A 26,230-nucleotide genomic window follows, 5' to 3' on the forward strand; every position below is an offset into this window, starting at 1 on the left:
TGAAAATTAAAATTGATTGGGTTACCCAAGATACGTCTTAAGTATTTTACTCCTAGAAGTGTGTTTTAATCTTCTAATAGCTTTTTCCTTAATTTGACGAACCCTTTCCCTGGTAAGGTCAAAGGTTTCCCCTATTTCTTCTAAAGTCATGGAATGTTGTCCCGCAAGGCCAAAATATAATCGAATTACATCGGCTTCCCTAGGGGTTAACGTTTCCAAAGCTCTTTCTATTTCGGTCCTTAAGGATTCATGCAACAATTCCCTGTCTGGATTTGGAGACTCCCCACTGCGCAATACATCGTATAGGTTAGAATCTTCCCCGTCTATTAAGGGAGCATCCATGGATACATGGCGACCTGAATTTTTAAGAGATTGCTTAACATCCTCAACGGTCATATCCAATTCTTTGGCAATTTCTTCCGCTGAAGGTTGTCTTTCATGGGCTTGCTCTAAGAATGCAAAAGTCTTGTTGATTTTATTGATGGAGCCAATCTTGTTCAATGGCAACCTTACAATACGGGATTGTTCTGCAAGCGCTTGTAAGATGGACTGACGGATCCACCAAACGGCATAAGATATAAATTTAAATCCACGTGTTTCATCAAAACGTTGGGCAGCCTTAATTAAGCCAAGGTTACCTTCGTTAATTAAATCGGGTAGGGTTAATCCTTGGTTTTGGTATTGCTTTGCCACAGATACCACAAATCGTAAGTTGGCCTTGGTCAGTTTTTCAAGAGCAAGTTGATCCCCTGCCTTGATCCGTTGTGCCAGTTCCACTTCCTCGTCTGCAGTAATCAAGTCTACCTTTCCAATTTCTTGTAGGTACTTGTCCAACGAAGCTGTTTCCCTATTGGTAACCTGTTTTGTAATTTTAAGCTGTCTCATCGAAATATTTCGTTTCTAAATTATGTGCATTAAGCATAAGCTGCAATAGGTTATACGTATATAAGTTAGAAATGTTACAATAGCAGGACTTTATTTTTGATTTTTAGTCAAACTGAATAAAAAAAGCCACGTTTTCACAAAATATTTGGAAAACGTGGCTTGTAATAGTGGGACTATTTTAAAATTAGTCTCTTCTTGGTTTACGATCTCTATCTCTATTTCTATCGTTTCCCCTATCATTTCTACCACGATCTTCTCGCGGTGGTCTTTCCACAAAACCTTCTGGTTTAGGTAAAATAGCTTTTCTAGATACCTTTTCCTTTCTAGTCCTTGGATCTACCCCAAAGTATTTAACATCGAATACATCACCCATGTTAACTACATCGGAAACATTTTCGGTTCGTTCCCATGCCAATTCTGACACGTGAAGCAATACTTCGTTGCCAGGAGCATCTGCGTATTCAACCACGGCACCAAAATCTAACATTTTGATAACTTTTACTTCGTATATGCTACCCACTTCAGGCTTAAATAAAATAGAATCTATTTTTGCTAAAACAGCATTAATACCTTCTTGTCCTACTCCTAAAATTTCTACGATTCCTTCTTCAGTAACTGGATCTTCATTGATTACAATAGTAGTTCCAGTTTCTTTTTGCATTTCCTGAATCACTTTTCCACCAGGTCCAATTAACGCACCAATGAATTCATTAGGGATACGTCTAGTAACCATTTTTGGAGAATGTGCCTTCACATCAGCAGCTGGAGCGGCAATTGTTTCGGTGATCTTCTCTAAGATGTGTAAACGGCCAGTACGTGCTTGTTTTAGTGCATTCACTAAAATTTCGTAGGATAAACCTTTTACTTTAATGTCCATTTGACAAGCTGTAATACCATCAGCAGTTCCTGTGACTTTAAAGTCCATATCTCCTAAGTGATCTTCATCACCTAAAATATCAGAAAGTACTGCGTATTTTCCAGAATCAGCATCAGAAATCAATCCCATGGCGATACCAGAAACTGGCTTTATCAATTGAACACCAGCGTCCATTAGTGCCATTGTACCTGAACAAACTGTAGCCATAGAAGAAGAACCGTTAGATTCCAATACTTCCGCTACTACACGAACGGTATAAGGACAGTCTGCAGGAATCATTCCTTTTAAGGCGCGTTGTGCTAAATTACCATGGCCTACTTCTCTACGAGATGTTCCACGAATTGGTCTTGCTTCACCTGTAGAGAAAGGAGGGAAGTTATAGTGTAGGTAAAACCGCTCTTCACCTTCAAACGAGGGCATATCTATTTGGTTGGCATCTCTAGATGTTCCTAAAGTAACCGTTGCCAAGGCTTGGGTTTCTCCACGAGTAAAGATTGCAGAACCGTGTGTAGAAGGTAAGTAATCTACCTCACACCAGATCGGTCTAATTTCATCTGTTTTTCTACCATCCAAACGCAGGCCTTCGTTTAGGGTAAGGTCCCTCACTGCGGCTTTTTCTGCTTTGTAGTAATACTTGGAGATCATTCCTCCTAAATCTGCTAATTCTTCTTCGGGAAAAGAAGCTTTAATTTCTTCCTTAATTGCGTCAAAGGCAGCAGTTCTTTCTTGTTTGGAAGAACCAGCTTTGGCTATGGCGTATACCTTGTCATAGGCCATTTCATGGATCTTCTTCGCTAAATCTTCGTCAGTTCTTTCTGCGTCGTATTCACGAACTTCTTTTTTTCCAAATGCTTCTGCTAATTTTACTTGAGCAGCACATTGAACTTTAATTGCTTCGTGAGCAAACTTAATGGCCTCAGCCATTTCTTCTTCAGAAATCTCATCCATTTCCCCTTCCACCATCATTACTGAATCGGCAGAAGCACCAATCATCATATCGATGTCAGATTCTGCTAATTGCGTACGTGTTGGATTGATTACGAATTCGCCATTTACTCTAGCAACTCGTGCTTCAGAAATAGGGCATTCGAAAGGTAAATCTGATAATTGAATAGCTGCAGATGCGGCTAAACCTGCCATTGCATCTGGCATAACGTCATCGTCATGTGACATTAATTGGATCATTACCTGAGTTTCAGCATGATAATCCTTTGGGAAAAGTGGACGCAAAACACGGTCTACCAATCTCATGGTCAATACTTCGCCATCACTAGGTCTTGCTTCTCTTTTAAAGAAACCGCCTGGGTAACGTCCGGATGCCGCAAATTTTTCACGGTAATCCACGGTAAGTGGAAGAAAATCCACATCACTTTGTTTGTAATTGGAAACAACTGTACATAATAACATACATTTTCCTGACTGTACAACAACAGAACCATGGGCCTGCTTTGCCAATTTTCCGGTTTCGATAGAAATTTCCCTACCGTCACCAAGGTCTATGACCTCCCTAAATACTTTTGGTATCATAAATACGATTTTAAACCCACCATTGGTAGGTTTGTTAAACAATGGTCTTTCGTCTGTTTAAGACGACGTTGTTGTGTTGTAGTTGTTGTTGACCAATGAAAAACTATGTGTAAGCTTTTTATTTTGCCCTCCAATAAAATAAGGGACTTTGTAATAAAACAATACGTAGATAAATAGTATTGGTACTGTATAAAAAAAGGGGAAAAGTTAAACAATTCCCCTTTTTAAATTTATTTCCTAATTCCTAATTCTTTGATTATTTCACGATATCTCACAATATCGGTCTTAATTAAATAATCTAAAAGAGATCTTCTCTTACCAACCAACATTACCAAAGAACGCTCAGTGTTGAAATCTTTACGATTATTCTTCAAGTGTTCAGTTAAGTGGTTTATCCTGTAAGTGAATAGAGCTATTTGCCCTTCAGAAGAACCTGTGTTCTTTACATCACCATTGTGCTTCTTAAAAATCTCTGCTTTTACTTCTTTGCTTAAATACATTCCAATATTTGTTTAATGATTTTTATGTATATGATTGTTTTTCAATCAGGGCGCAAAGATAAACTAATTTTTAGATTCCTCGCGTAAGATTGTTGTTATTTCCTTACGGGATTGTTTTCTATTAAATCGATATAGAGGTTGATTTTCTTTTTAAGGTCCCTTCTGTGGACGATAAAATCTAAAAAGCCGTGCTCTTGAAGGAATTCAGCGGTCTGGAATCCTACCGGCAATTCTTTTCCGGTTGCCTCTTTTACTACCCGTGGTCCTGCAAAACCGATCAAGGCCCCTGGTTCGGAGATATTAATATCCCCAAGCATGGCGTAAGATGCGGTTGTTCCTCCAGTAGTTGGATCTGTACAGAGGGAAATGTAAGGAATGCCGGCATCCGCAAGTTGCGCTAATTTGGCTGATGTTTTAGCCAGCTGCATTAGGGATAGAGCGGCCTCCATCATTCTGGCACCACCAGATTTAGAAATCATTACAAAGGGAATTTTCTTTTTTATAGAATAATCTATTCCCCTAGCAATCTTTTCTCCTACCACACTCCCCATAGAACCGCCGATAAAACTAAAGTCCATACAGGCAATCACTAGGTCTTTCCCCTGTGATTTTCCAACCGCAGTCCGAACAGCATCTTTTAAACCTGTTTTTTTCTCTGCGGCCTCCAAACGATCTACATACTTTTTGGTATCCTCAAATTTTAGGGGATCTTTAGAAGAAAGCTTGGCATCCATTTCGGTAAACTTGTTGTTGTCGAACAGAATTTCAAAATATTCCTTACTGCCAATACGCACATGGTAATCATCCTCTGGGCTAACGTAAAAGTTTTTCGCCAATTCATCGGATTCCACAATTTTTCCCGTGGGTGATTTGTACCAAAGTCCTTTTGGGGTATCCTTTTTCTGATCCGTAGCGGTCTGAATTCCTTTTTCCTTTCTTTTGAACCAAGATGACATATGTTTCTATTTAGGGTTGGCGATTATAGGGTGTTCACGTTATTAAGATCCTCGAAGGCCTTTTTTAAACGTGCAACAAAAGTTTTCTCGCCTTCTCTAAGCCATACACGTGGGTCATAATGCTTTTTGTTAGGCTCATCCGATCCATCTGGGTTTCCGATCTGCGTTTGTAGGTACTCTTTTTTACCTTGGATATAGTCCCTGATTCCTTCCAAAAAGGCATATTGTAAATCGGTGTCTATATTCATTTTAATTACTCCATAACCAATTGCCTCGCGAATTTCTTCAACTGAGGATCCTGATCCACCATGGAATACAAAATCGATATGGTTGTGTCCCACTCCGTATTTTTTAGATACAAACTCCTGAGAATTTTTTAGAATTTTCGGCGTCAATTTTACATTTCCTGGCTTATAAACTCCATGTACGTTACCAAACGCAGCTGCAATGGTAAATCTTGGGCTTACTTTTAATAGCTCTTCATAGGCATATGCCACCTCTTCTGGTTGGGTGTATAATTTGGAGTCGTCCACATCGCTATTGTCAACACCATCTTCTTCTCCACCAGTAATACCAAGTTCTATCTCCAAGGTCATTCCCATCTTGCTCATTCTGGCAAGATATTTTTTACAGATCTCAATATTTTCTTCCAACGGCTCTTCCGATAGGTCAATCATATGCGAACTGTACAAAGGTTTTCCTGTTTCTTCGAAATGTTTTTCACTGGCATCCAAAAGGCCGTCTATCCAAGGCAATAATTTCTTGGCACAGTGGTCTGTGTGTAATATAACGGTAGCGCCATAGGCTTCTGCTAGTTCATGTACGTGCTTGGCACCTGCAACCGCTCCTAAAATAGCAGCTTGTTGATTATCGTTGGATAGTGCTTTACCCGCGTTAAATTGAGCGCCACCATTAGAGAATTGAATAATTACTGGGGCGTTAAGACTTGCCGCCGTTTCCAAAACTCCGTTTATTGTGTCAGAACCAATAACATTGACAGCAGGTAGTGCAAAGCCTTTCTCCTTTGCGTAATTAAAAATTTTCTGAACGTCATCGCCAGTTGCAACTCCTGGTTTAATATTGTGTGCCATAATCTTATGTTGTGTAATTGATTAAAAAATATGGTACAAAAGTAAATAAAATTATCAGGCTTAAAAAGGATAATTTATACCGATGTTGAATACCCCGTTCGCTAAATTGTAGTCTCTGAACCATCTTTTGGAGGTTTCTTCGGCCGGATTGTAGGTTTTAAAGCCCATATCTAATCGGAAAACGAAATACGAAAAATCGTAACGTATTCCTAAGCCGGTGCCTAATGCTATATCGGCAAGGGAGCCAAAATTGTTAAAAGTGGCCTTCTCATCATTAACATTATCCAGTGCATTCCATATATTTCCTGCATCGGCAAATAGGGCGCCTTTAATATTCCCCAAAATGGGAAAACGGTATTCTACATTTAAGGCTATTTTTAAGTTTGCCTCGTTAAAATCGTTCACGTCCTGGGTACGCCCAGGTCCCAAAGAATAAGGGAGCCAGGCGCGGTTGTCGTTAGATCCTCCTGCAAAGTAACTTCTGGCAAAGGGGATGTTGTCCGAGTTCCCATAAGGTATGGCGATTCCGAAAAAACTTCTAAAGGCCAGCACCGTAGTTCTGGAAAAACTCCAATGCTGTATATAGTCGAATTCTGTTTTTATATATTGGGAGTAGGGTACCCCAAACACCAATTTCCTATTGTTATCGCTCTTATTAAAATTGATGATATTGGAAGCGCCAGACAGGAGGTTACCCGCACTTTCCAATTTAAACCGGAATTGATAAAAATCGTTGTCGGTGAGACCTATTTTGTTGTTTTTGTTGTAGGTATAATTGCTTGTAAAGATCAGGTTGTTCTCTGAAAGTCGTTTCCTGCGTTCCTCAATACTGCTTATTTCGTTATAATCAAAAGTGGTGACGGGGACCTCTCTAGCTAAAATGGCATTTGTAAAACCTGTTGTTCCCTCGGGAATAATTAGTTTGGGCTCCGTGCTTCCCCCAGGGATTTCATAAAACTCAGATAGCGCGGTATTGTTTTGATAGTTGTTGGCTATCCTGTCCAGTTTATTGTAAGTGTTTTGGTAGACCGTGAAAAATCTATTGGGATTAACGTTCCGTACAAACTGGACATTTAGTAGTTCGATCGTATTCTTTTTAAAATCTGTAGGCGACCAATTATAGCCCAATATGGCATTAAAAGTTTCTTTGTCCAGACCAATGTTTTGTTGAAAACTGGTTCCCATGGATATTTTGGTTTGTGGGAGCATATAGTTGGGAATCAGCTTGGATGTGCTGAATAGGGGCATCCAAATTCGCGGTAAATTTAGGTTGATGTCCCCTCCAAATTCTAGGATATTGAAAAACCGATTGTCAGCTATGCTTGGGTCCTTTGAAGCTCCCAGATTAATTCTTCCTGAAATACTTAAGTTTTCTGCACCTTTAAATAAATTTCTTGCCTGTAACGATGGGCTAAAAGCCAGGCCCAAGAATTGGATATTGGAATGCGTTATATCAAAATCGGTTCCCAAAGAATATTTTGGGCGAGGCGTCAGGTATATATTGGTGGTTAATTTAGACTTGGTACTGTCCTCTACAAATTCAATATTGGGATATTTAAAGGTGTTGAGGTTATTAATTTGACGGTAGGTCCTAATTCGGTCCAATTCTCGGTAAATACTATCCTTTTTTAGGAAAATCGCATCGGTTATCGCCTTGGGTTTAAAGCGTAATTTGTTTTTGTAATAAATGGTGAAATTCTTGTAGTCAACAGATTTTAGACTGTCATTTCCATTGTTAAAGTTATAGTCGGTATAGATGTTAATTTTTTTAAAGGAATGCACGTTGTATTCCGAAGTGGTAAGGGCATTGTCCGTTCTTTTCTTTAAATCCTCTATGTTTAAAAGGATGTCCAATTTTTGATTGGTCCCAATTTTGGTGGTGTCGCCAATTAAGTCAAACGATATGGAGCTCTCCTGGAAATTGTAGACTCCTGTATTTCTAAATAGTTCGGTCAACCGTTCCCTTTCGTCATTTAAATCTTGAAGGATTATCTGATTTCCAGACTTTAAAAAGGAGTCCGTTAGGTTTAATTGGTGAATGGAGTCTAGTTGAGGAGAGCTTATGCTTTTCTGTAGTGAGTCTATCTTGTAGGGCTTACCTAGCGCTACTCTATAATTAATAGCAGCCCTTTGTTTGCGTCTATTACTGTCTAAAACGTAGGTGGTGTTGTTGTTGAAATAGCCCTTGCTTTTGTAGTATGCACTTAATCTTTGAAGCGATCTTCTGGCCTTTAATGTATCAATTACCACAGGGGGCTCCCCAATATTTTTAAGCCAAACGCTGGACCCCTTTACTATAAAGGATTCGCCCAACCTTGCTACCTGTTTTTTGGATAGTAAATTTATAAGTCGTTGCTCTCGTTTATCTTTTTTGTGAAGCCATGCCCTATAAGAGGAATCTGGATCCTTCTTGGCAAGGTTATATAGGTTCAGTCGCAGTGGATAGCCCAAAAGAGTACTGTTGGGTTTTTGGAAAATTAGGCTATGGACATCCTCGTTGGAAACCTTCACACTGTCTGCAAAAACCATGTTTTTGGTGAGCAGTAGCTCATTGTCGCCCACTCTTTTTAATGCGTTGCACGAGGTGATAGCAATTGCTAGCAATAATAAGCTTATTTTCGTAACGTTTTTATTTATACACGATAGCGTCCCCATGGAGGTCAAAAATACATTATTTGTATGGTTGTTAAAAGCCAAATAAAATTTATAAAAAGTTTACAGCAAAAAAAACACCGATCCCAAAATCGCTTATTTGTGGCGGAGGGGATTAAAACAGTTACAGAACTATTAGCTTCTTCCCTTATATGTCACAAAGTGTATGTTACAGATGCCTCTATTTTTGCGGGGAATCCAAGGGATGTGGAAGTGATAAGTGAAGTGGACTTAAAGAAAATGAGTGGATTGGCCACGCCTAACAAGGCGTTGGGGGTCTTCCATTTTCCAGAGACCAAGGCAATAGACTATTCTGGATGGGTAATTGCGTTGGACGATGTTCGCGATCCCGGTAATTTAGGTACTATAATTAGATTGTGTGATTGGTTTGGTATATCGGACCTGATCTGCTCTCCTAATACGGTGGATTGTTATAATCCTAAAACCCTCCAAGCAACCATGGGGTCTATCAGCCGAGTGAATATTGTATATAAAGAGCTTATGACGGTTGTTAGGGAATCTAAATCCCCTGTTTACGGTACCTTTATGGATGGTGAGGTGGTATATAGCTCGCCTTTACCAAAGTCTGGCGTACTGATTATGGGCAACGAGGCTAACGGAATTTCCAAGGAAATTGAAACTATAGTAGATAAGCGGATTAGTATCCCCCAATTTGGGCAAAAAACAACCGATAGTTTAAATGTGGCAACAGCTACAGCAATCCTATTGAGCGAAGTGAGAAGATCGGGTATGGATTTATTCAAACGTGAAATTGACAAATAGTCCCCGTGTCATCATTGCATCAATATTACCCGTCCAAGGGCTGTTGGGGTCCTTGTCACGAACCAGTTCATCGTTAATGGCAAAAACCCCTCGTATAGATGGGGAAAACTTAAAATATTCCAAGTAAAAATCGATCCCAAAACCCATTTCATAATAATAGGTGTTTTTTTTCATCCGAAACTTGCCACTGCTATTATCGTCCAAACTTTGTTCGTTGCTGCCCAGGTTTAAGGAAGTAGACGCCCCACCAATAATAAATGGTTTCCAGTTCCCCAATCGCTTGGCACTTACTTTTAGAAGTAAAGGGAAATTAATATAGGTCGATTTTACTTCCCTCATGGCATCCCTTTCATTGTTCAAACCAGGAAATCCCATATTTCTTTGATTGTAATGCAGGCCTGGTTCAAAACGAAGGTCTAAATGGTTGTTGATGCGCAGTTCGCTAATTAATCCTACATTAAAGCCAAAAGTTTTGTCAACTAAAATATCCGTATTATCTACGTTATCGTGGTATTTAAATTTGAAGTCGTATTGGTTAAAGCCTAAGAAATAACCCCAATTAAGTAGGGGCTTATCCTCGTTTTCTAAATTTAGAACGGGACTTTCATTAAATTGTGCGGACATTGTGTTGCCCATAAGCATAAAACCTATAATTAGGATAAGATTTTTTTTCATCAGCTTAGCAATGTAGGGTTATTGTAAATCCACAATTAGTTGCGTATCTATTATTTGAGATTGTGATAAAGAAAAGACCTATGGTTGCACTTGTTGATTATTTGGATGCAATGTATATAGATGCTACTCCAAAGGTTTGGGGTCTATTCTCTATATCTATAAACCCAATTTTTTTCAAAATATTGTTGAACTCTTCTCCATGGGGGAAAACAGATGCAGATTCTGAAAGATAAGTATAGGCACTTCGGTCTTTAGAAAATAGTCTTCCTATGGCGGGTAAAATATATTTGGTGTAAATTTTATAGCCTTGTTTGTAAGGTGTTTTGGTGGGGTTGGAAGTCTCCAAAATAACAAAGGTGCCGTTTTGTTTAAGGACCCTATGTATTTCGGAAAGGCCCTTTTCAAGATTATCAAAGTTTCTAACTCCAAAGGCTACTGTGATGGCATCAAAGGAATTGTCTTCAAAAGGCAGATTTTCACTATCTCCGACTATCATTTTGATAGTATTTCCCATTTTTTTCGCCGCAATTTTCTTACGCCCTACCTCCAACATCCCTGGAGAAATGTCCAATCCAATAATTTCTTTGGCCCCGGTCTCTACCATGTTTATGGCTAGGTCCCCAGTGCCTGTCGCGATATCTAAAATAGATTCAGGATTTTTTTTGCCGATGATGGCTACCACGCGTTTCCGCCACTTTATATCGATTCCAAAAGAGATAATTCTATTCAAGTCGTCGTACTTACCTGAAATGGTATCGAACATCTTTGTTACCTGCTCCTTTTTTCCAAGATTGGAATCTTTGTATGGGGTAACTTTCTTATTCATAATTGTGAAATTTTTGGTAAATATACTATATCGTGAGAAAGTTATGGGTTTAATTTTTTTTGTATTCGTCCTCCGAAGTCTTCCTTAAGTTGGTGAATATGGAAGGCAGCCGGATAATATTATGTAGTTTTGCTACGCTTTAAGTGTAATTAAATTAAATTCATCTTACTATGTACGTTAAGATTATGATTGAATAATAATTTGTTTTTTACGCAAGGGGAAGGATAATTCGGTAAGTTTAAGGGTAATAGGTGGACCGTAATTTTATAGGTTGGCAGATATTTAGACTACCTTTGAATCGTCGTTAATTAATTTAATAAACCAATGAAAATTATTATTGCAGGTGCTGGTGAAGTAGGTTTTCATTTGGCCAAATTGCTATCTTACGAATCTCAGGATATCACCCTAATAGATTGTAATAAAGATAGTCTTTCCTATGCAGATAGTCATTTGGATATCAGGGTTTTAAAGGGTGATGCTACTTCAATTTCCGTATTGAGGGATGCTCATGTGGAACGTTCCGATCTTATGATAGGGGTAACTTCCTCGGAGACGACTAATATAACCTTGTGCATGTTGGCTAAGCAATTGGGTTGTAAACGTACCATTGCTCGAATCTCCAACGCAGAATTCATAAATAATAATGGACTTATTAATTTTTCGGAATTAGGTATAGATGAGCTTATTTCCCCCGAAGCCTTAGCGGCAACGGAAATACAATTATTGTTAAATCAATCTGCATTTAATAACACTTACGAGTTTGAGGAAGGCTTGTTGATAATGGTTGGGGTATCTCTTCCAGCGGCAGCACCTTTTGTGGGTAAATCTGTGCAAGAAGCTGCTAAGATCTTCCCTGAGCTTCATTTTATGCCCATTGCAATCCAAAGGATGGGGACTCAATTTACCATTGTTCCAAGAGGTGATACCGTTTTTAAAGAGAAGGATCAAGTCTATTTTGTGATCAACAAGGAGGGAATGGATGATCTTTACAAACTTACTGGGAAGGTTAAAAAACAAATAAAAAATGTAATGATTCTTGGCGGTAGTAATGTAGGTTTTAAGACTGCACGTGATCTTTGTAATAATAAGTTTAATGTAAAACTTATAGAAAAGAACAAGGAAAGGGCCTTTGATTTAGCGGACGATTTACCCAATGCATTAATCATTAATGGGGATGGAAGAAATGTTGAACTTCTAGATGAGGAGAATTTGGAGTCTATGGATGCCTTTGTAGCAGTGACCGGAAATTCTGAAACCAATATTATGTCCTGTTTGGTCGCTAAATCTAAAAATGTAAAGAAAACCATTGCTCTGGTAGAAAATATGGACTATTTTCAATTATCGCACTCTATTGGAATAGATACACTTCTCAATAAAAAACTGCTTGCCGCTAACCATATTTTCAGGCATGTCCGGAAAGGGGAAGTAGTAGCGATGACCAGATTAAATAATTTAAATGCAGAGATTTTGGAGTTTAATGTAACACCTACCTCAGAAGTTAATGGTAAATTTATTAGAGAACTTCAATTCCCAAAAGAAGCTACCATTGGAGGGGTCATTAGGGGTGATAAAGGAATAATTGCCTTAGGCGGATTTAAGATCACTGAAGGTGATAGGGTAGTGGTATGTTGTTTGCCAAGTGCTATCCGTAAAATAGAAAAGCTCTTCCTGTAACATGGGATTAAATTCGAAAATCATTTTTCACCTTATGGGACTTCTATTGCTGTGCAATGGTGGTTTTATGATTTTAGCGGCCATAGTTAGTGGAATTTACGATGATGGTGTAACCTTGGATATAGCGCTTGCGGCAATCGTTACCATGTTAACTGGGGTGTTGTCCATGTTTTATACCCGGGAACATAAAAAAGAGGTGAAGCGGCGCGAAGGCTATATCATAGTTACCTTTGGTTGGCTCGTAATGTCGGTTTCGGGAATGTTGCCCTATCTTTTTTCCGATGCCATCCCTGGTGTGACCAATGCTTTTTTTGAAACTATGTCGGGCTATACTACCACTGGGGCGTCCATAGTAGATGATATTGAGGCTCTGCCAGAGGGAATTCTTTTTTGGAGAAGCCTAACGCATTGGATAGGTGGAATGGGGATCATAGTATTGGCAATTGCAATTTTGCCGCTTTTAGGAATTGGGGGAATGCAATTGTTTGCTGCGGAAGCACCTGGTCCAAGCGGAGATAAATTACATCCTAGAATTACAGATACCGCTAAAAGGCTGTGGTTAATCTATGTCACGTATACCCTAGCCGAAACCCTCTTGTTGAAATTAGCAGGGATGAACTTTTTTGACGCGATTAATCATTCCATGGCAACCCTTTCCACAGGTGGGTTTTCTACTAAAAATGCCAGTATGGCGTATTGGAACGACCAGCCGTTGATACAGTATATAGTTATTTTATTTATGTTCCTGGCGGGTACCAACTTTGTGTTGAGCTATTATGCCTTTAAGGGGAAGGTCCAAAAAGTTATTAAGGACGAAGAGTTTAAGTTTTACTCCATTTCCGTGATTTGTTTTGCCCTTATTGCTGCATTGGTGATTTACCTAAAGGCAAATGTCATTGTTTCGGACATTGATCCGATGGTTTTCGGGGAGGCTGAAAGTGTATTTAGACATGCGTTGTTTCAGGTAGTATCGGTAATAACTACCACGGGATTCGTTACTGCAGATTTCACTTCATGGACCCCATTCTTGACTATCTTATTCTTTGGCTTAATGTTTTTAGGAGGATCTGCTGGGTCTACTTCAGGAGGTATAAAAGTGATGAGGCATATTCTGATCATTAAGAATGGGCTGTTAGAATTTAAACGCACCATGCATATCAATGCTATTATTCCCGTCCGTTATAACAATAAGACCGTTCAAGAAAATATAGTCTACAATGTTATTGCCTTTTTTGTCCTTTATATGTTGTTGTTCATTATTGGTTCTTTGGGCTTGGGAGCGCTTGGGCTCGATTTTGTGAGTGCTATAGGTGGTGCTGCTTCCTCCTTAGGAAATGTGGGACCTGCTTTTGGAGATCTAAATCCATTAAGTAATTATAATAGTTTACCTGCTTTTGGGAAATGGTGGTGCGGGATCTTAATGTTGTTGGGAAGATTGGAACTTTTTACAGTGCTGATTTTGATAACTCCCTATTTTTGGAAAAAGGTTTAAGGTCAGCTGTAGGGGTATTCGATAGATGTTAGGGATTAGATCTGCTAAGGATACTATAAAACTATTAAAACATAAAAAAATGGACATCGGTTAGATGTCCATTTTGTTTTTTCTGCTTTTGGATAGGTTTTATAAAACCGCTTTTATCCTTGCTATTGCTTCCCTTAATTCCTTTTCGGAAGCTGCATAGGAAATTCTAATGCAATTGTCATTTCCAAAGGCTTCGCCGGTTACGGTGGCTACATTGGCCTTTTCCAATAGGTATAGTGAGAAATCAGAGGCGGTATTGATCTTGGTCCCATTAAGTGTTTTCCCAAAGAAGCTGGAAATATCTGGGAATACATAAAATGCGCCTTCTGGTATGTTTAAGTTGAATCCTTTTATTTCGCCCAACAGTTCCAGAACTAGGTCACGTCTTTTGTGAAATTCATCGATCATGAATTTTATAGATGATACTGGGGCGTTTAAAGCGGCAATAGTGGCGCGTTGTGCAATTGAGTTGGCACCACTGGTAATTTGTCCTTGAAATTTGTTGCAGGCCTTTGCTATCCACTCTGGTCCGCCAATATATCCAATACGCCAGCCAGTCATGGCAAACGCTTTAGATACTCCGTTTACGGTTACCGTACGATCGTACATACCTTCTATATTGGCAATACTTACGTGGGTTCCCCTAAAGTTGATATGCTCATATATTTCGTCAGAAACCACAAAAATATTCGGGTGCTTGCGCAATACTTCTGCCAAGCCTTCCAATTCCTCTTTACTGTATACAGATCCACTTGGATTACAAGGGGAGCTAAACCACATCATTTTAGTTTTTGGAGTGATAGCTTTTTCTAACTGTTCAGGAGTCATTTTAAAATCGGTATCTATGCTCGTTGGCACTTCAACAGGAACTCCTTCCGCTAATTTTACAATATCGCTATAACTTACCCAATAAGGTGCTGGGAGAATAACCTCGTCACCGTGGTTCAACATTACCATGGCAATGTTGGCCAAAGATTGCTTAGCGCCTGTAGATACTACTATCTGATTCAGCGCGTAGGTAAGGCCATTGTCTCTTTTAAACTTATTGGCTACGGCTTGCTTCAGATCTACGTACCCGTCTACCGGGGAGTAGCTACTGTAGTTCTGGTCTATAGCTTCTTTCGCTGCCTCTTTAATGAATTCTGGAATGTTGAAATCTGGTTCTCCCAGGCTAAGGCCAATAATGTCTTTGCCTTCGCTTTTTAATTCTCTTGCTTTTGCGGCCATAGCTAAAGTGGCCGAAGTGGACATGGAGTTAATCCTATCGGATAAGTGGTTCTTCATTTCTGTATTAGGTTTACTGATATTGTACTTCTGGATTTTGGCCCAACTTTTTCAAATGTTTGAAGTGCGAAATTATAGCTTTTCTCGTAGTTTTATATTCATGGTATGGCAAATTAAACTCATTTGCTGTCTCTTTAACAATTTTGGCAATATTTGTGTAATGAATATGGCTTATGTTAGGGAAGATATGGTGCTCCACCTGATGATTAAGTCCGCCAGTGAACCAGTTTACAATTCGGTTTTTGGTGCCGAAATTCACGGTGGTGAACAATTGGTGAATGGCCCAAGTGTTTTTCATGGAGCCATCTTCTGCCGGTAAGGGCGTGTCTGCAGCATCTACCACATGTGCTAATTGAAAAACAACGCTTAAAATAACTCCGGCAACATAATGCATGATAAAGAATCCTATTAAAATTTTCCACCAAGCAATGCTAAGGAATGCCATAGGAATAACGATCCATATAGTTAGGTAAATAAGTTTGGTAACCACAAGCATGCTCCAGTTTAAAGCTGGACTTGGGAATTTACCGTAGGATAATTTTCTTTTAGTGTAACGGTACATTTGTTGGAAATCGGTGGTAATTGCCCAGTTAAAGGTTAAAAGACCGTAAAGGAGTATAGAATAAAAATGTTGGAATTTATGAAATTTATGCCATTTGGCATGTTTGGAGAACCTTAGTATTCTTCCTGCTTCCAAATCTTCATCGTGTTCGTGTATATTGGTGTAGGTGTGGTGAAGTACGTTATGCTGCACCTGCCAATTGTAAACATTCCCAGCGAGGATGTAAATACTGCCACCCATAATTTTGTTTACCCATTTTTTATTGGAGTAAGATCCGTGGTTACCATCATGCATTACATTCATGCCTACGCCTGCCATACCTATTCCCATAACAATGGTAAGGAGTAAATTTGCCCAATTGGGTAAGCCTAGGGTTAATATGAGGAAATAGGGGGCTAAAAACAGCGCAAACATAATGGCTGTCTTTACGTGTAATTTCCAGTTTCCTGTTTTCTTTAAGTTGTTTTCCTTGAAATAATCGTTGACCCTTTTATTTAATATTTTAAAAAACTGAGCTGAATCTTTTCTTGAAAATCTAATGGTTTTATTGTCCATGATTTAATTTTTTGTAAATATACGGCAAAACGCCACTTATTTTATAATATACGTCTAGTTAAAACTTAGCCAATGGCCGTGAAAGTGCTATTTTTGCCAATAATTTAATGAAACATATGGACCTTTCTATTATCTATAAATACTTTCCCGATCTAACGGATCTGCAAAAGGAACAATTTATAATGTTGCAAGAGTTATACCAAGATTGGAATATGAAGATTAATGTCGTTTCCAGAAGGGATATAGATGAGTTGTATCTTCGTCATGTATTGCACTCGTTAGGAATCGCTAAATTTCAGCAGTTTGCTCCAGGGACTACCGTTTTGGATGTAGGTACTGGGGGTGGATTTCCAGGGATTCCACTAGCTATTATTTTTCCAGAGACACAATTTGTCTTGGTAGATGCTATTGGCAAGAAAATTAAGGTGGTACAAGAGGTGGTAGACGGTTTGGGGATCACTAATGTTACGGCCATCCATTCCCGTGTAGAGGAAATAGATCAGCAATTCGATTTTATTGTCAGTCGCGCTGTAGCCGCCATGCCTACTTTTGTGCATTGGGTAAAGGGTAGGATAAAAAAGAACTCAGTTCACGACAGAAGAAATGGCATCCTTTATCTTAAAGGGGGCGATTTAGAGGAAGAGCTAAAAGAGTACCGTACCGTAGAGGTATATCCGCTGTCGGATTTCTTTGAGGAGGAGTTTTTTGAGACCAAAAAATTGGTTTACCTGCCTGTGAAATTTAAGGGTTAAAGATTTTGCATGGAGTAATAGGATTCTCTACATCGTTTGGCATATTCCTTAAGTAGTTTCGGGAAATTTACTTTCCAAGTATTCATTCCTAAGCTTGCTCTATTATTGTTTGTCGGTGCTTTCATTATGCTATTGATTTAAAGTTTCTTGTGGATAGGCTTCGCATTGTAACGTTAAAGTTGCAGTAATATTGCGTTAAGGGAGCGGAATGTGGCAGTTTTGAGCTGTTTTGTAAAAATAAAAAGCCCGTATTGCAATTGGCAATACGGGCTTTTGTCTAGAATGTAATTTAATTTATCCTAAAAATGGATATCTATAATCCACAGGGGTTACAAAAGTTTCCTTAATCAATCTTGGGGATACCCATCGCAATAAGTTTTGGGCCGAGCCTGCTTTGTCATTGGTGCCCGAAGCCCTAGCTCCTCCAAAAGGTTGTTGCCCTACAACGGCGCCAGTAGGTTTGTCATTGATATAGAAGTTTCCGGCGCAGTTTTGTAGCGCTTTCGTAGCTTCGTCTATGGCATAACGGTCTCCAGAAATAACGGCTCCTGTAAGGGCGTATTCCGAAGTGCTATCTATTAATTTCAAGGTCGTGGACCAGTCCTTGTCTTCATACACATAAATGGTAACTACAGGACCAAAAAGTTCTGTTTCCATAGTGGTGTACTTAGGATCTGTAGTGACAATTACCGTAGGCTCAATAAAATATCCCTTGGTTTTGTCATAATTTCCACCTGCGAAGATTTCTGCATTTTTGTCTTTTTTGGCTTGATCTATATACTTGGCCAATTTATCAAAAGATGCTTCGTGGATAACAGCCGTTACAAAATTCTCCATATTTTCTGGAGAACCAGGTTTGTTAATGGATTCCAGATCTGCTTTTACAAATTCCAATATTTCGTTGGAAATAGATTTTGGAAGATATACTCTGGAAGCGGCACTACATTTTTGACCCTGAAATTCAAATGCTCCCCTTACAATGGCAGTGGAAACCTGTTTTGGGTTTGCGGTAGGATGCGCAATTATAAAATCCTTACCCCCCGTTTCGCCTACTATCCTAGGATACGTCTTATAATTATGGATATTGTTTCCTATCTGTTTCCAAAGTTCTTTAAATACATGTGTAGATCCTGTGTAGTGAATACCTGCAAAGTCAGGGCTTTCTAGGGCTATTTTTGTGATCATAGCCGGATCGCCGTAAACTACATTTATTACGCCGTCAGGGAGGCCTGCCTCTTTAAAAATGTCAACAATAACCTTTGCTGAGTATATTTGACTGTCACTTGGTTTCCATAGAACAACATTGCCCATCATGGCGGCACTGGAGGGAAGATTTCCTGCAATGGCGGTGAAGTTGAATGGAGTTACGGCGTAAACAAAGCCTTCCAAAGGTCTGTACTCTACACGGTTCCAGATACCTTCAGCGGAATCTGGTTGCTCCTGATAGATCTGAGACATATATTCCACGTTAAATCGAAGGAAGTCTATAAATTCACAGGCGGCATCAATTTCTGCTTGGTGTATGGTCTTGGATTGGGCGATCATGGTTGCTGCATTGATCTTGGCACGATACGGTCCTGCGATTAATTCCGCAGCTTTTAAGAAAATAGCGGCACGTTGTTCCCAAGGTAAATTGGCCCATTTTTCCCTAGATTCCAAGGCGTTCGAAATGGCGTCGGACACATGTTCCTTCTCTGCAAGGTGGTAATGACCAACAATATGCTTATGGTCATGTGGGGGAGACATTGGCTTGGTGTTGCCAGTTCTTACTTCTTTGTTTCCAATATACATTGGGACGTCTATGGAGCTAGTGAAGTAGCTGTTGTATTGTATTAATACCTCTTCCCGCTCGGGAGACCCGGGTGTGTAACCTTTTATAGGTTCGTTATATGCTGTGGGGACTTGAAAAAAACCTTTACCCATGATTATATGTTTTATTAAATTAAAATCCAGACAAAGGTACTAAAAGCATCTGCGATAATAAAACCTTGAAGGGCTTCAATATGATAGTTGGGTAGTACAAGTCTAAGGGGATAAAACAAAAAGTATGGTGCAAAAGATCCTATACTTGGTCAAAGCCATGTATAGAGGGGAAATAGGTGTAACTAATTGGATCTTAGTTCAGTGCAAAAGGTGCGCTAAATTTGAAGGTTGGAATATAGACCCTAAACTTTTCGGAATTGGTAAGGGTTACCATATTGTAATGGCCCTTCATGGCACCAATAGTGGAAGTTAGTAAGCAACCAGAGCTATAGGTGTGTGAATCTCCAGGTTTAATGACTGGTTTTTTTCCAATGACGCCTTCACCGTCCAAAATTTCCAAATCGTTTAAGGAATCGTAAATTTGCCAGTGACGGGAAGTAAGTTGAACTGGGGCTTTGCTTTGGTTTTCTATCGTAATAGTATACCCGAAGGCAAAGTGCATCTTATAGTTCTTGAAAAAGGTTCCTTCAAAACTAGTGTTTACCGATATTTTAATGCCCTTGGTTACTTGTGTTATCATAGGATTTTCTTCAAACTAATTTGTAATTAAGCTTTGCATTGTTGGCAAAACTATAGTGTGTCTTTGTCTAAATTTAAATCAAATTGATATAGCTCTTTTGTAATTTTAAGGAGGGTTGTCACATCATTTTTTTTCTTCGTTTTAAAGCCAATCAGTCGGCAAAAATACAAAATAAAATCGCGGTATGGTCAAGTGTGTAAATGGTATCTCGAAAATAGCTATAAAACAGCAAGATAATTAACATATAATAAATTTGAAAGTTAATTAACAAATAATCGGTGTAATTATAACATCATAAGATGTGGGTCACAGGAGTGGTATTAAGGATCGAAATAGGGCGGGTGCTGTAAACAGTATTTCAGACTTGGTAGTGTGTGCTTAGGTTTAAGCGGAATCTTGAGGTTTTTTCTAGGGTCTAGTTGGTGATATCTCTAGAGTTTGCCGACCCCACGCCTATGATGCTATCGTGCTGGTCACCGAAATTCCTATAATACACCAAAATTAAATAATTATTTTCGGTGAAGTGAAAATCTCCAGATACTGCATTCTTGTCTATGGTACCATCTTGTTGTACCATTACATATTTGTAATTGTAAAAGCCTTGTTTTATTTTAAGGGTTGCCTCCATATAGCCTGTTTCCTCATTGTAGGTCATCTGGTTGTCTTCGTTTAAGGCGTAATTATTGTATTTTCCATATACATAGATCTCATTCAGTCCTATTTTCTCCGTATACGGCAGTGTAAAATGCACATAAGTGTATTCAGCTTCCCTAGAAGAATCCTCCCCTTGAAGGGTCCTAATCACGAAATCCCCATTAATGTCTGGGTAAAAAGTGTAAGGTCTGTCATCTCTAAAATAATCCGTAAATAGGTAGTGGTTGTAAAGATCGGTCAATGATATTCTTGATATAGAGGAGCTGGGAGCTCTTAGGTCCTTGGTGTCGAAATTAAAGTATTCGTTGCCGCCAAAAAAACTGGTTTCCTTGTCGTATTTGTAAACCAGTTCATTGCCAAGGATAAATTGTGGGGTTATGTTGGTTATGGCAGTTGGCCATTGATAATTTTGTATGATGGCTATTTTAACTTCCCTGTTTGGATTTGTTAATGGGAAATTAGTGGTGTTGATGTTGAAGTGGACTACTTGTTTTTCGTTGATAAAATTAAAATCCCTAGAGCGTTTTACAACTCCACCTACTTTTACCTGATCCTGATAAACGACAAATCTTCTAGAAAACTGAATTTCATTATAATTATTATAAATTTCCAAAACATAATTGCCACTGACCTTTAACTTCGTATTTTCATTGGGGATACTTAGTCTATAATTAGAATAGGCCTGAAGGGTGGAATAGCTGTTTTGGTAATCCATGATCCGCTCATTGTCCATTCCCTGTAAATACTGCGATTTTAATAGGGACGAAGGTGTCCAGTCGTAATCGCAGTGTACTATTTTGTAGTAGTAATCCTGTTCGTTGGCAAATAGGTCATCAAATTCCAGGAAAATGGGTTCACCCAAAGTAACTACTGGGAATTGATCGTCCGTGTTGCCTTTAAATATAATGGATTTAATATTGCTGGGAGGGTTAATTTCCTCCTGTACTTGGGCTTCACCAGTAAGGGAGAGAATGATAAAGAAAGCAATGCTGATACTACTTCGCATCTGACCGATTTTTCAGGTAAAGGTAAACAAAAAGCCGCCCTGATATAAGGGGTGACGTCGAAACACTAAATTTATAGGTATTTATTATGAAAACTTTCTATTTAGTGTTAATTTTGCACGAAATTTTGATAACTTAAGGTCTACTAAATATGTCAAAAGACATTCGAATAAAGAAAGGCTTGAACATTAAACTTATTGGCGAAGCGGAGAAGACTACTTCCAAAGCGGCACTGAGTAATGTTTATGCAATCAATCTTCAGGATTTTCACGGAATCACTCCCAAGATGTTAGTTAAGCCGGGTGCTGAGGTAAAGGCAGGAGAACCATTGTTTTATAATAAAAACATGGAGGATATGCTTTTTGTCTCACCAGTTAGCGGTGAATTAATAGAGGTGGTAAGAGGTGCGAGAAGAAAAATATTGTCGCTGAAAATTTTAGCCGATAAAAGCCAAGAAAGCATTGAGCATCCTGTGATTTCATTGGGTAATGCTTCGGCAGAGGAGATAAAAACATTGCTTTTAAAGTCGGGTTGCTGGCCTTTTGTCAAGCAAAGACCTTATGACGTTATTGCGAATCCGCAGCAAACGCCCAAGGCTATTTTTATTTCGGCCTATGTAACCAGCCCGTTATCGGCAGATTTGAATTATTCCCTTAGAGGTAAGGATAAAGAAATTCAGGCTGCATTGACTGCTTTGAGTAAATTGACTCCTGGAAAGGTGCATGTTTCTATTGCTAAGAGCGGAGAGTCCTTTTTCTCGGGTATGGATGGAATTGAAAAACACAGTGTATCTGGTCCGCATCCAGCAGGTTTGGTGGGGACGCAGATCAATAAAATAGATCCTATTAATAAAGGCGAGGTTGTATGGACCCTTGCTCCTCACGATTTGGTGATAATCGGGGAGTTGTTGCTTACGGGCAAATTTAATGCTGAGCGAGTTATTGCTTTGGTGGGTTCATCAGTGAAGGCGCCTAAATATTATACGACTAAAATAGGGGCTGAGGTTGCTACCTTTCTTTATGCCAGTGGCGTGAATTCAGAAAATTTTAGGGTTATAAATGGCGATGTGCTTACAGGTGTCAAAACTAAGCCAGAGGGGCATTTAGGGTATTATAACAATACCGTGACCGCAATCCCAGAAGGAGACGATTATGAGTTATTTGGTTGGAATAAACCGGTTTTTGATAAAATTTCTTCTACCAGATCCCTTACCTTTTCGTGGTTGCAACCTCAGAAGAAGTACGATTTAAATACGAATACGAATGGGGAGCATAGAAACTTCGTGCTTACAGGTTTTTATGAGGAGGTATTTCCAATGGATATTTATCCGTTACAGCTTTTAAAAGCTTGTATGATCAAAGATATTGACGAGATGGAGCAATTAGGTCTCTACGAAGTGGCTCCGGAAGATTTTTCACTTACTGAATTTATTTGTGTCTCTAAACAGCCCCACCAGCAGATTATTAGGGAAGGGTTGGATTTATTATATAAAGAAATAGGATAAAGATGAGCTTAAAAAATAATTTACACAAACTAAAGGAAAAGTATAAGGGCAAAAAGATGGCCCCCGCGTTTAACGCGTTACATACTTTTTTGTACTCGCCCAATGAAACTACCCATTCCGGTTCGCACATACGTGCGGTGGACGATTTAAAACGGACCATGAATACGGTGATTATGGCGTTGGTTCCCGTATTGTTCTTTGGAATCTTCAACGCGGGTTATCAGCATTATGCCGCTGTAGATGCAGCAAATGGGGTAATTAGGGAAGCTTCCCTGTTCGGGAACTTTATAACTTGGGAGAATTTTATCATGGGAGCCTGGACAGTGCTGCCATTGGTGATAATTTCTTACGGGGTTGGACTCGCAGTAGAATTCATTTTTGCCGTTATAAAAGGACATGAGGTAGAAGAAGGGTACTTGGTAACAGGAATGTTAGTGCCGTTGATTGTTCCTATAGATACTCCATTATGGATGTTGGCAGTAGCCGTTGTTTTTGGGGTGGTTATTGGAAAAGAGGTATTTGGTGGTACAGGTATGAATATTCTAAACCCGGCTCTTACCATTAGAGCGTTTTTGTTCTTTGCCTATCCTACATGGATGAGTGGTGATAAAGTTTGGGTGCACCAAGCGGTTGAAAGAGCTGGTGGTCCAGATGCTATTTCTGGAGAAACAGTTTTGGGATTTTTAGCCCAAGGGAAAGGGGCTGAAATATCATACTCGGTTTCGGATATGTTTTTCGGTTTTATACCTGGTTCGGTAGGGGAGACCTCTACCTTGCTAATTCTATTAGGTGGTTTATTTCTGATATTCAGTAAAATTGCCAGTTGGAGGATTATGGTCAGTGCTGTAGCAGGTTCTTTAATTATGGGAATTATGTTTAACGCTACCGTGGCCGCAGGATGGATAACGGAAACCAGTTCGTTTTATGGATTGATGAGTTTTGAATATTGGAAACATTTAATCGTCGGCGGATTGGCCTTCGGTATTGTGTATATGGCCACGGATCCGGTAACGGGGTCGCAGACCAATCGCGGGAAATGGATTTATGGATTTTTTATCGGATTTATCTCCGTTTTGATTAGGGTGTTTAACCCAGCATATCCAGAAGGCGTTTTCTTAGCCATTTTGTTGATGAACGTATTTGCGCCAACAATTGATCATTATGTGGTTAAAGGAAATATAAACAGAAGGTTGAAGCGAGCTAAGAACGCAACGGTTTTACCTACGGATAGTGAAGGTAAAGCAAAAGAATTAAAAGCAGAAACAATTTAGTCATGGCAATTAATACAGAAAAGAATAGTTACACGGTTATTTTTGCTGCCATTATGGTGGTAATCGTTGGGTCGCTTTTGGCATTTATAGCATCATCGTTAAGTGAAAAGATTGGCGAAAACCAAAGATTGGAGAAACAGCAGAATATTCTCTATGCCATGGGGGTTAATGAGAATGTTGATGAAGGAAGTGTGAATTTTGTCTCAACCGATAAGGTAGCCGCTGAATTTGAAAAATATATTAAGGAGCAATTGGTTATTCAAGGCGACAAGATCACCAAGGATGACAATGCTTATTTAATTGATCTTAAAAAGCAGGAAACCGAAGCTAAGGCAGGAAATGTGAGAAAACTTCCTTTGTTTGTTGGTGAGAAAGATGGGAAAACCTACTATATCATTCCAATGAGAGGTAAAGGTCTTTGGGATGCTGTTTGGGGCTTTATGGCCTTAGATGATAATATGGTAGTTCAAGGAGTTTTCTTTGACCATAAGGGGGAGACCCCAGGTTTGGGCGCCAACATCAACCAACGTTATTTTATGGATGATTTTACAGGAGAATCTATCCTAGACAATAATAGGTATGTCGGTATCAGCGTTGCAAAAGGAAACAACGATCCAATCAATGAAAGGAAAGACGATAACGCTGTTGATGCATTGGCCGGTGCTACTATTACTGGTGATGGTGTTTCGGCAATGATCCGTCAAACCGTCAATCTATATAAACCCTACTTGGAAACCATAAGAGCTAAAAAATAAACTATGGCACTACTTTCAAAAAAAGATACGAATCTAATATTAGATCCGCTAGCGGATAATAACCCCATTACTATTCAGGTTTTGGGAATATGTTCTGCCTTGGCAATTACAGCCGAATTAAAGGCCTCGATTGTGATGGCGATTTCGGTACTGTTCGTTATGGGAATGGGGAACGTTGTTATTTCCCTTATGCGTAACATTATACCCTCAAAGATTAGAATTATAGTACAATTAATCGTTGTGGCGGCCCTAGTAATTATGGTAGATCAGGTGTTAAAGGCGTTTGCCTACGAACTGAGTAAAACCCTATCCGTTTTCGTGGGGCTTATCATTACCAACTGTATAATCATGGGACGTTTTGAGGCTTTTGCTTTGGCTAACGGAACTTGGAGGTCCTTCTTAGATGGAATTGGAAATGCCGCCGGATATGGCGTTATTCTAATTATCATTGGATTCTTTAGAGAGCTTTTGGGCTCCGGGACTTTGCTGGGCTATAAAGTGTTGGGGGATCCCATCACCAAAACCGGACTTTATGCAATAGGGTATGAGAACAATGGATTTATGTTGTTGTCACCAATGGCGTTGATTGTGGTTGGACTCATTATTTGGGTGCAACGTTCCAGAAACAAAGCCTTAATAGAAGAAAACTAGTAGTTACCAAAATAATAGAATGTTATGTTAGAACATGTAGAGTTATTTTTTAAATCCATATTTATAGATAATATGGTATTTGCCACCTTCTTGGGAATGTGTTCCTATCTTGCGGTATCCAAAAGGGTTGCAACAGCGGTAGGTCTTGGAGCTGCAGTAATCTTTGTTTTGGCTGTAACGGTTCCTTTAAACTGGTTATTGGACCAGTACATCCTAAGGGATGGGGCATTGGCATGGTTGGGACCGGAGTATGCAGACTATAACCTTGGATTTCTTTCCTTTATACTCTTTATCGCTACAATAGCGACTATGGTGCAATTGGTAGAGATCGTTGTAGAGAAATTCTCCCCGGCCTTATACAATTCTTTGGGGATATTTTTACCCCTTATTGCAGTGAACTGTGCCATCTTAGGAGGGTCTTTGTTTATGCAATCTAGGGATATCCAAACCTTGGGATTGGCCTTTAATTATGGACTAAGTTCCGGAATAGGATGGTTCCTTGCTATTTTGGCTATTGCTGCCATTAGAGAGAAAATTAGATATTCTAATGTGCCGGCACCTTTACGTGGGCTTGGTATTACCTTTATAATCACAGGTCTTATGGCTATTGGGTTTATGAGCTTTGGTGGTATGTTGACCGGTGGGGATGAAGTTCCTGCAGAAGAGGTAAAGACTACCGTCCAAAAAGAGAATGTAGATAAAATTTCGGAAGAGGCTAAAGACAATACCGTTTCCTTTAACAACGCAATAAAAAACAACAACTAGAG

Annotated in this window: 23 protein-coding genes; 9 read left to right on the plus strand and 14 right to left on the minus strand. The window is 39.3% G+C overall.

Going from position 1 to position 26,230, the window contains the following annotated elements; translation table 11 throughout:
• Window positions 1-21 precede the first annotated feature (21 nt).
• The 6 genes from KCTC52924_RS10640 to KCTC52924_RS10665 all read right to left on the minus strand — a co-directional run bounded on the left by KCTC52924_RS10640 (window position 22) and on the right by KCTC52924_RS10665 (window position 8,440).
• Window positions 22-885 (minus strand): RNA polymerase sigma factor RpoD/SigA, encoded by an 864-nt coding sequence (locus tag KCTC52924_RS10640; protein ID WP_103440424.1) that lies wholly within the window; start codon window positions 883-885, stop codon window positions 22-24.
• A 184-nt stretch (window positions 886-1,069) separates the two neighbouring features.
• Entirely contained in the window at window positions 1,070-3,289 is a 2,220-nt protein-coding gene (locus KCTC52924_RS10645; protein ID WP_251808207.1) for a polyribonucleotide nucleotidyltransferase, read from the minus strand.
• Window positions 3,290-3,519: 230 nt separating this feature from the next.
• Window positions 3,520-3,789 carry a 30S ribosomal protein S15 gene (rpsO, locus tag KCTC52924_RS10650; RefSeq protein ID WP_251808208.1) on the minus strand — a complete coding sequence of 90 codons (270 nt, stop codon included), beginning with the start codon at window positions 3,787-3,789 and terminating at the stop codon, window positions 3,520-3,522.
• Window positions 3,790-3,884: 95 nt separating this feature from the next.
• The gene (accD, locus tag KCTC52924_RS10655) at window positions 3,885-4,745 is read right to left on the minus strand and encodes an acetyl-CoA carboxylase, carboxyltransferase subunit beta (protein ID WP_251808209.1); all 861 of its coding nucleotides are present in this window, start codon (window positions 4,743-4,745) and stop codon (window positions 3,885-3,887) included.
• Between the two features lie 23 nt (window positions 4,746-4,768).
• Window positions 4,769-5,836, minus strand: coding sequence for a class II fructose-bisphosphate aldolase (gene fbaA / locus KCTC52924_RS10660; RefSeq protein WP_251808210.1), 1,068 nt, complete (start codon window positions 5,834-5,836; stop codon window positions 4,769-4,771).
• A 60-nt stretch (window positions 5,837-5,896) separates the two neighbouring features.
• On the minus strand, window positions 5,897-8,440 hold the full coding sequence (locus tag KCTC52924_RS10665) for a BamA/TamA family outer membrane protein (protein WP_353057501.1): 2,544 nt from the start codon (window positions 8,438-8,440) through the stop codon (window positions 5,897-5,899).
• Between the two features lie 75 nt (window positions 8,441-8,515).
• Here KCTC52924_RS10665 and KCTC52924_RS10670 point away from each other — a divergent pair, with 75 nt between their 5' ends.
• A complete protein-coding gene (locus KCTC52924_RS10670; protein WP_251808212.1) occupies window positions 8,516-9,271 on the plus strand; it encodes an RNA methyltransferase in 756 nt (251 codons plus the stop codon).
• On the opposite strand, the gene KCTC52924_RS10675 is transcribed toward KCTC52924_RS10670, so the two are convergent.
• Entirely contained in the window at window positions 9,245-9,946 is a 702-nt protein-coding gene (locus KCTC52924_RS10675; protein ID WP_251808213.1) for a porin family protein, read from the minus strand. The two genes, KCTC52924_RS10670 and KCTC52924_RS10675, sit on opposite strands and share 27 nt — an antisense overlap.
• A gap of 97 nt (window positions 9,947-10,043) precedes the next feature.
• The gene (gene ubiE, locus KCTC52924_RS10680) at window positions 10,044-10,772 is read right to left on the minus strand and encodes a bifunctional demethylmenaquinone methyltransferase/2-methoxy-6-polyprenyl-1,4-benzoquinol methylase UbiE (protein WP_251808214.1); all 729 of its coding nucleotides are present in this window, start codon (window positions 10,770-10,772) and stop codon (window positions 10,044-10,046) included.
• 324 nt (window positions 10,773-11,096) lie between these two features.
• On the opposite strand from ubiE, the gene trkA reads away from it, so the two are divergent.
• Complete coding sequence (gene trkA / locus KCTC52924_RS10685) at window positions 11,097-12,446, plus strand: Trk system potassium transporter TrkA (RefSeq protein ID WP_251808215.1); 1,350 nt, start codon at window positions 11,097-11,099, stop codon at window positions 12,444-12,446.
• A 1-nt stretch (window position 12,447) separates the two neighbouring features.
• Window positions 12,448-13,938: a TrkH family potassium uptake protein gene (locus KCTC52924_RS10690; RefSeq protein WP_251808216.1), complete on the plus strand. Its 1,491-nt coding sequence runs from the start codon at window positions 12,448-12,450 to the stop codon at window positions 13,936-13,938.
• A gap of 129 nt (window positions 13,939-14,067) precedes the next feature.
• Here KCTC52924_RS10690 and KCTC52924_RS10695 read toward each other — a convergent pair whose 3' ends face one another.
• Together KCTC52924_RS10695 and KCTC52924_RS10700 are read right to left on the minus strand one after the other, a co-directional pair.
• On the minus strand, window positions 14,068-15,252 hold the full coding sequence (locus KCTC52924_RS10695; RefSeq protein ID WP_251808217.1) for a pyridoxal phosphate-dependent aminotransferase: 1,185 nt from the start codon (window positions 15,250-15,252) through the stop codon (window positions 14,068-14,070).
• 13 nt (window positions 15,253-15,265) lie between these two features.
• Window positions 15,266-16,369 carry an acyl-CoA desaturase gene (locus KCTC52924_RS10700; RefSeq protein WP_251808218.1) on the minus strand — a complete coding sequence of 368 codons (1,104 nt, stop codon included), beginning with the start codon at window positions 16,367-16,369 and terminating at the stop codon, window positions 15,266-15,268.
• A 116-nt stretch (window positions 16,370-16,485) separates the two neighbouring features.
• Between KCTC52924_RS10700 and rsmG the strand changes: the two genes are divergently transcribed.
• Window positions 16,486-17,121 (plus strand): 16S rRNA (guanine(527)-N(7))-methyltransferase RsmG, encoded by a 636-nt coding sequence (rsmG, locus tag KCTC52924_RS10705; protein WP_251808240.1) that lies wholly within the window; start codon window positions 16,486-16,488, stop codon window positions 17,119-17,121.
• Here the strand turns inward: rsmG and KCTC52924_RS10710 are convergent.
• The 4 genes from KCTC52924_RS10710 to KCTC52924_RS10725 all read right to left on the minus strand — a co-directional run bounded on the left by KCTC52924_RS10710 (window position 17,118) and on the right by KCTC52924_RS10725 (window position 21,284).
• Window positions 17,118-17,246 (minus strand): hypothetical protein, encoded by a 129-nt coding sequence (locus KCTC52924_RS10710; RefSeq protein WP_285903393.1) that lies wholly within the window; start codon window positions 17,244-17,246, stop codon window positions 17,118-17,120. The genes rsmG and KCTC52924_RS10710 overlap by 4 nt on opposite strands.
• 169 nt (window positions 17,247-17,415) lie before the next feature.
• A complete protein-coding gene (gene pruA / locus KCTC52924_RS10715; protein ID WP_251808219.1) occupies window positions 17,416-19,044 on the minus strand; it encodes an L-glutamate gamma-semialdehyde dehydrogenase in 1,629 nt (542 codons plus the stop codon).
• A gap of 193 nt (window positions 19,045-19,237) precedes the next feature.
• Window positions 19,238-19,624: a Co2+/Mg2+ efflux protein ApaG gene (gene apaG / locus KCTC52924_RS10720; RefSeq protein WP_251808220.1), complete on the minus strand. Its 387-nt coding sequence runs from the start codon at window positions 19,622-19,624 to the stop codon at window positions 19,238-19,240.
• Window positions 19,625-20,039: 415 nt separating this feature from the next.
• A complete protein-coding gene (locus KCTC52924_RS10725) occupies window positions 20,040-21,284 on the minus strand; it encodes a DUF5103 domain-containing protein (protein ID WP_251808221.1) in 1,245 nt (414 codons plus the stop codon).
• Between the two features lie 149 nt (window positions 21,285-21,433).
• Here KCTC52924_RS10725 and KCTC52924_RS10730 point away from each other — a divergent pair, with 149 nt between their 5' ends.
• From KCTC52924_RS10730 to nqrE, 5 genes are read left to right on the plus strand one after another with little or no spacing between them, the layout of a single operon-like run.
• Window positions 21,434-22,786 (plus strand): Na(+)-translocating NADH-quinone reductase subunit A, encoded by a 1,353-nt coding sequence (locus KCTC52924_RS10730; protein WP_251808222.1) that lies wholly within the window; start codon window positions 21,434-21,436, stop codon window positions 22,784-22,786.
• Window positions 22,787-22,788: 2 nt separating this feature from the next.
• On the plus strand, window positions 22,789-24,057 hold the full coding sequence (locus tag KCTC52924_RS10735) for an NADH:ubiquinone reductase (Na(+)-transporting) subunit B (protein ID WP_251808223.1): 1,269 nt from the start codon (window positions 22,789-22,791) through the stop codon (window positions 24,055-24,057).
• A 2-nt stretch (window positions 24,058-24,059) separates the two neighbouring features.
• Complete coding sequence (locus KCTC52924_RS10740) at window positions 24,060-24,812, plus strand: Na(+)-translocating NADH-quinone reductase subunit C (RefSeq protein WP_251808224.1); 753 nt, start codon at window positions 24,060-24,062, stop codon at window positions 24,810-24,812.
• 3 nt (window positions 24,813-24,815) lie between these two features.
• A complete protein-coding gene (locus KCTC52924_RS10745; RefSeq protein WP_251808225.1) occupies window positions 24,816-25,463 on the plus strand; it encodes an NADH:ubiquinone reductase (Na(+)-transporting) subunit D in 648 nt (215 codons plus the stop codon).
• A 24-nt stretch (window positions 25,464-25,487) separates the two neighbouring features.
• The gene (gene nqrE / locus KCTC52924_RS10750) at window positions 25,488-26,228 is read left to right on the plus strand and encodes an NADH:ubiquinone reductase (Na(+)-transporting) subunit E (protein ID WP_251808226.1); all 741 of its coding nucleotides are present in this window, start codon (window positions 25,488-25,490) and stop codon (window positions 26,226-26,228) included.
• Window positions 26,229-26,230: the final 2 nt, after the last annotated feature.

This window comes from Arenibacter antarcticus (genome assembly GCF_041320605.1).
Classification (GTDB): Bacteria; Bacteroidota; Bacteroidia; order Flavobacteriales; family Flavobacteriaceae; genus Arenibacter; species Arenibacter antarcticus.

What these genes read in the sequence shown, in the direction of transcription:
- KCTC52924_RS10670 (WP_251808212.1), top strand. Translation starts at nt 8,516, where the DNA reads ATGGTTGTTAAAAGCCAAATAAAATTTATAAAAAGTTTACAGCAAAAA.
- KCTC52924_RS10640 (WP_103440424.1), bottom strand. Translation starts at nt 885, where the DNA reads ATGAGACAGCTTAAAATTACAAAACAGGTTACCAATAGGGAAACAGCT.
- KCTC52924_RS10735 (WP_251808223.1), top strand. Translation starts at nt 22,789, where the DNA reads ATGAGCTTAAAAAATAATTTACACAAACTAAAGGAAAAGTATAAGGGC.
- KCTC52924_RS10740 (WP_251808224.1), top strand. Translation starts at nt 24,060, where the DNA reads ATGGCAATTAATACAGAAAAGAATAGTTACACGGTTATTTTTGCTGCC.
- trkA (WP_251808215.1), top strand. Translation starts at nt 11,097, where the DNA reads ATGAAAATTATTATTGCAGGTGCTGGTGAAGTAGGTTTTCATTTGGCC.
- KCTC52924_RS10695 (WP_251808217.1), bottom strand. Translation starts at nt 15,252, where the DNA reads ATGAAGAACCACTTATCCGATAGGATTAACTCCATGTCCACTTCGGCC.
- apaG (WP_251808220.1), bottom strand. Translation starts at nt 19,624, where the DNA reads ATGATAACACAAGTAACCAAGGGCATTAAAATATCGGTAAACACTAGT.
- rsmG (WP_251808240.1), top strand. Translation starts at nt 16,486, where the DNA reads ATGGACCTTTCTATTATCTATAAATACTTTCCCGATCTAACGGATCTG.
- KCTC52924_RS10675 (WP_251808213.1), bottom strand. Translation starts at nt 9,946, where the DNA reads ATGAAAAAAAATCTTATCCTAATTATAGGTTTTATGCTTATGGGCAAC.
- nqrE (WP_251808226.1), top strand. Translation starts at nt 25,488, where the DNA reads ATGTTAGAACATGTAGAGTTATTTTTTAAATCCATATTTATAGATAAT.
- accD (WP_251808209.1), bottom strand. Translation starts at nt 4,745, where the DNA reads ATGTCATCTTGGTTCAAAAGAAAGGAAAAAGGAATTCAGACCGCTACG.
- ubiE (WP_251808214.1), bottom strand. Translation starts at nt 10,772, where the DNA reads ATGAATAAGAAAGTTACCCCATACAAAGATTCCAATCTTGGAAAAAAG.
- KCTC52924_RS10745 (WP_251808225.1), top strand. Translation starts at nt 24,816, where the DNA reads ATGGCACTACTTTCAAAAAAAGATACGAATCTAATATTAGATCCGCTA.
- KCTC52924_RS10700 (WP_251808218.1), bottom strand. Translation starts at nt 16,369, where the DNA reads ATGGACAATAAAACCATTAGATTTTCAAGAAAAGATTCAGCTCAGTTT.
- KCTC52924_RS10710 (WP_285903393.1), bottom strand. Translation starts at nt 17,246, where the DNA reads ATGAAAGCACCGACAAACAATAATAGAGCAAGCTTAGGAATGAATACT.
- KCTC52924_RS10725 (WP_251808221.1), bottom strand. Translation starts at nt 21,284, where the DNA reads ATGCGAAGTAGTATCAGCATTGCTTTCTTTATCATTCTCTCCCTTACT.
- rpsO (WP_251808208.1), bottom strand. Translation starts at nt 3,789, where the DNA reads ATGTATTTAAGCAAAGAAGTAAAAGCAGAGATTTTTAAGAAGCACAAT.
- KCTC52924_RS10730 (WP_251808222.1), top strand. Translation starts at nt 21,434, where the DNA reads ATGTCAAAAGACATTCGAATAAAGAAAGGCTTGAACATTAAACTTATT.
- pruA (WP_251808219.1), bottom strand. Translation starts at nt 19,044, where the DNA reads ATGGGTAAAGGTTTTTTTCAAGTCCCCACAGCATATAACGAACCTATA.
- fbaA (WP_251808210.1), bottom strand. Translation starts at nt 5,836, where the DNA reads ATGGCACACAATATTAAACCAGGAGTTGCAACTGGCGATGACGTTCAG.
- KCTC52924_RS10645 (WP_251808207.1), bottom strand. Translation starts at nt 3,289, where the DNA reads ATGATACCAAAAGTATTTAGGGAGGTCATAGACCTTGGTGACGGTAGG.
- KCTC52924_RS10690 (WP_251808216.1), top strand. Translation starts at nt 12,448, where the DNA reads ATGGGATTAAATTCGAAAATCATTTTTCACCTTATGGGACTTCTATTG.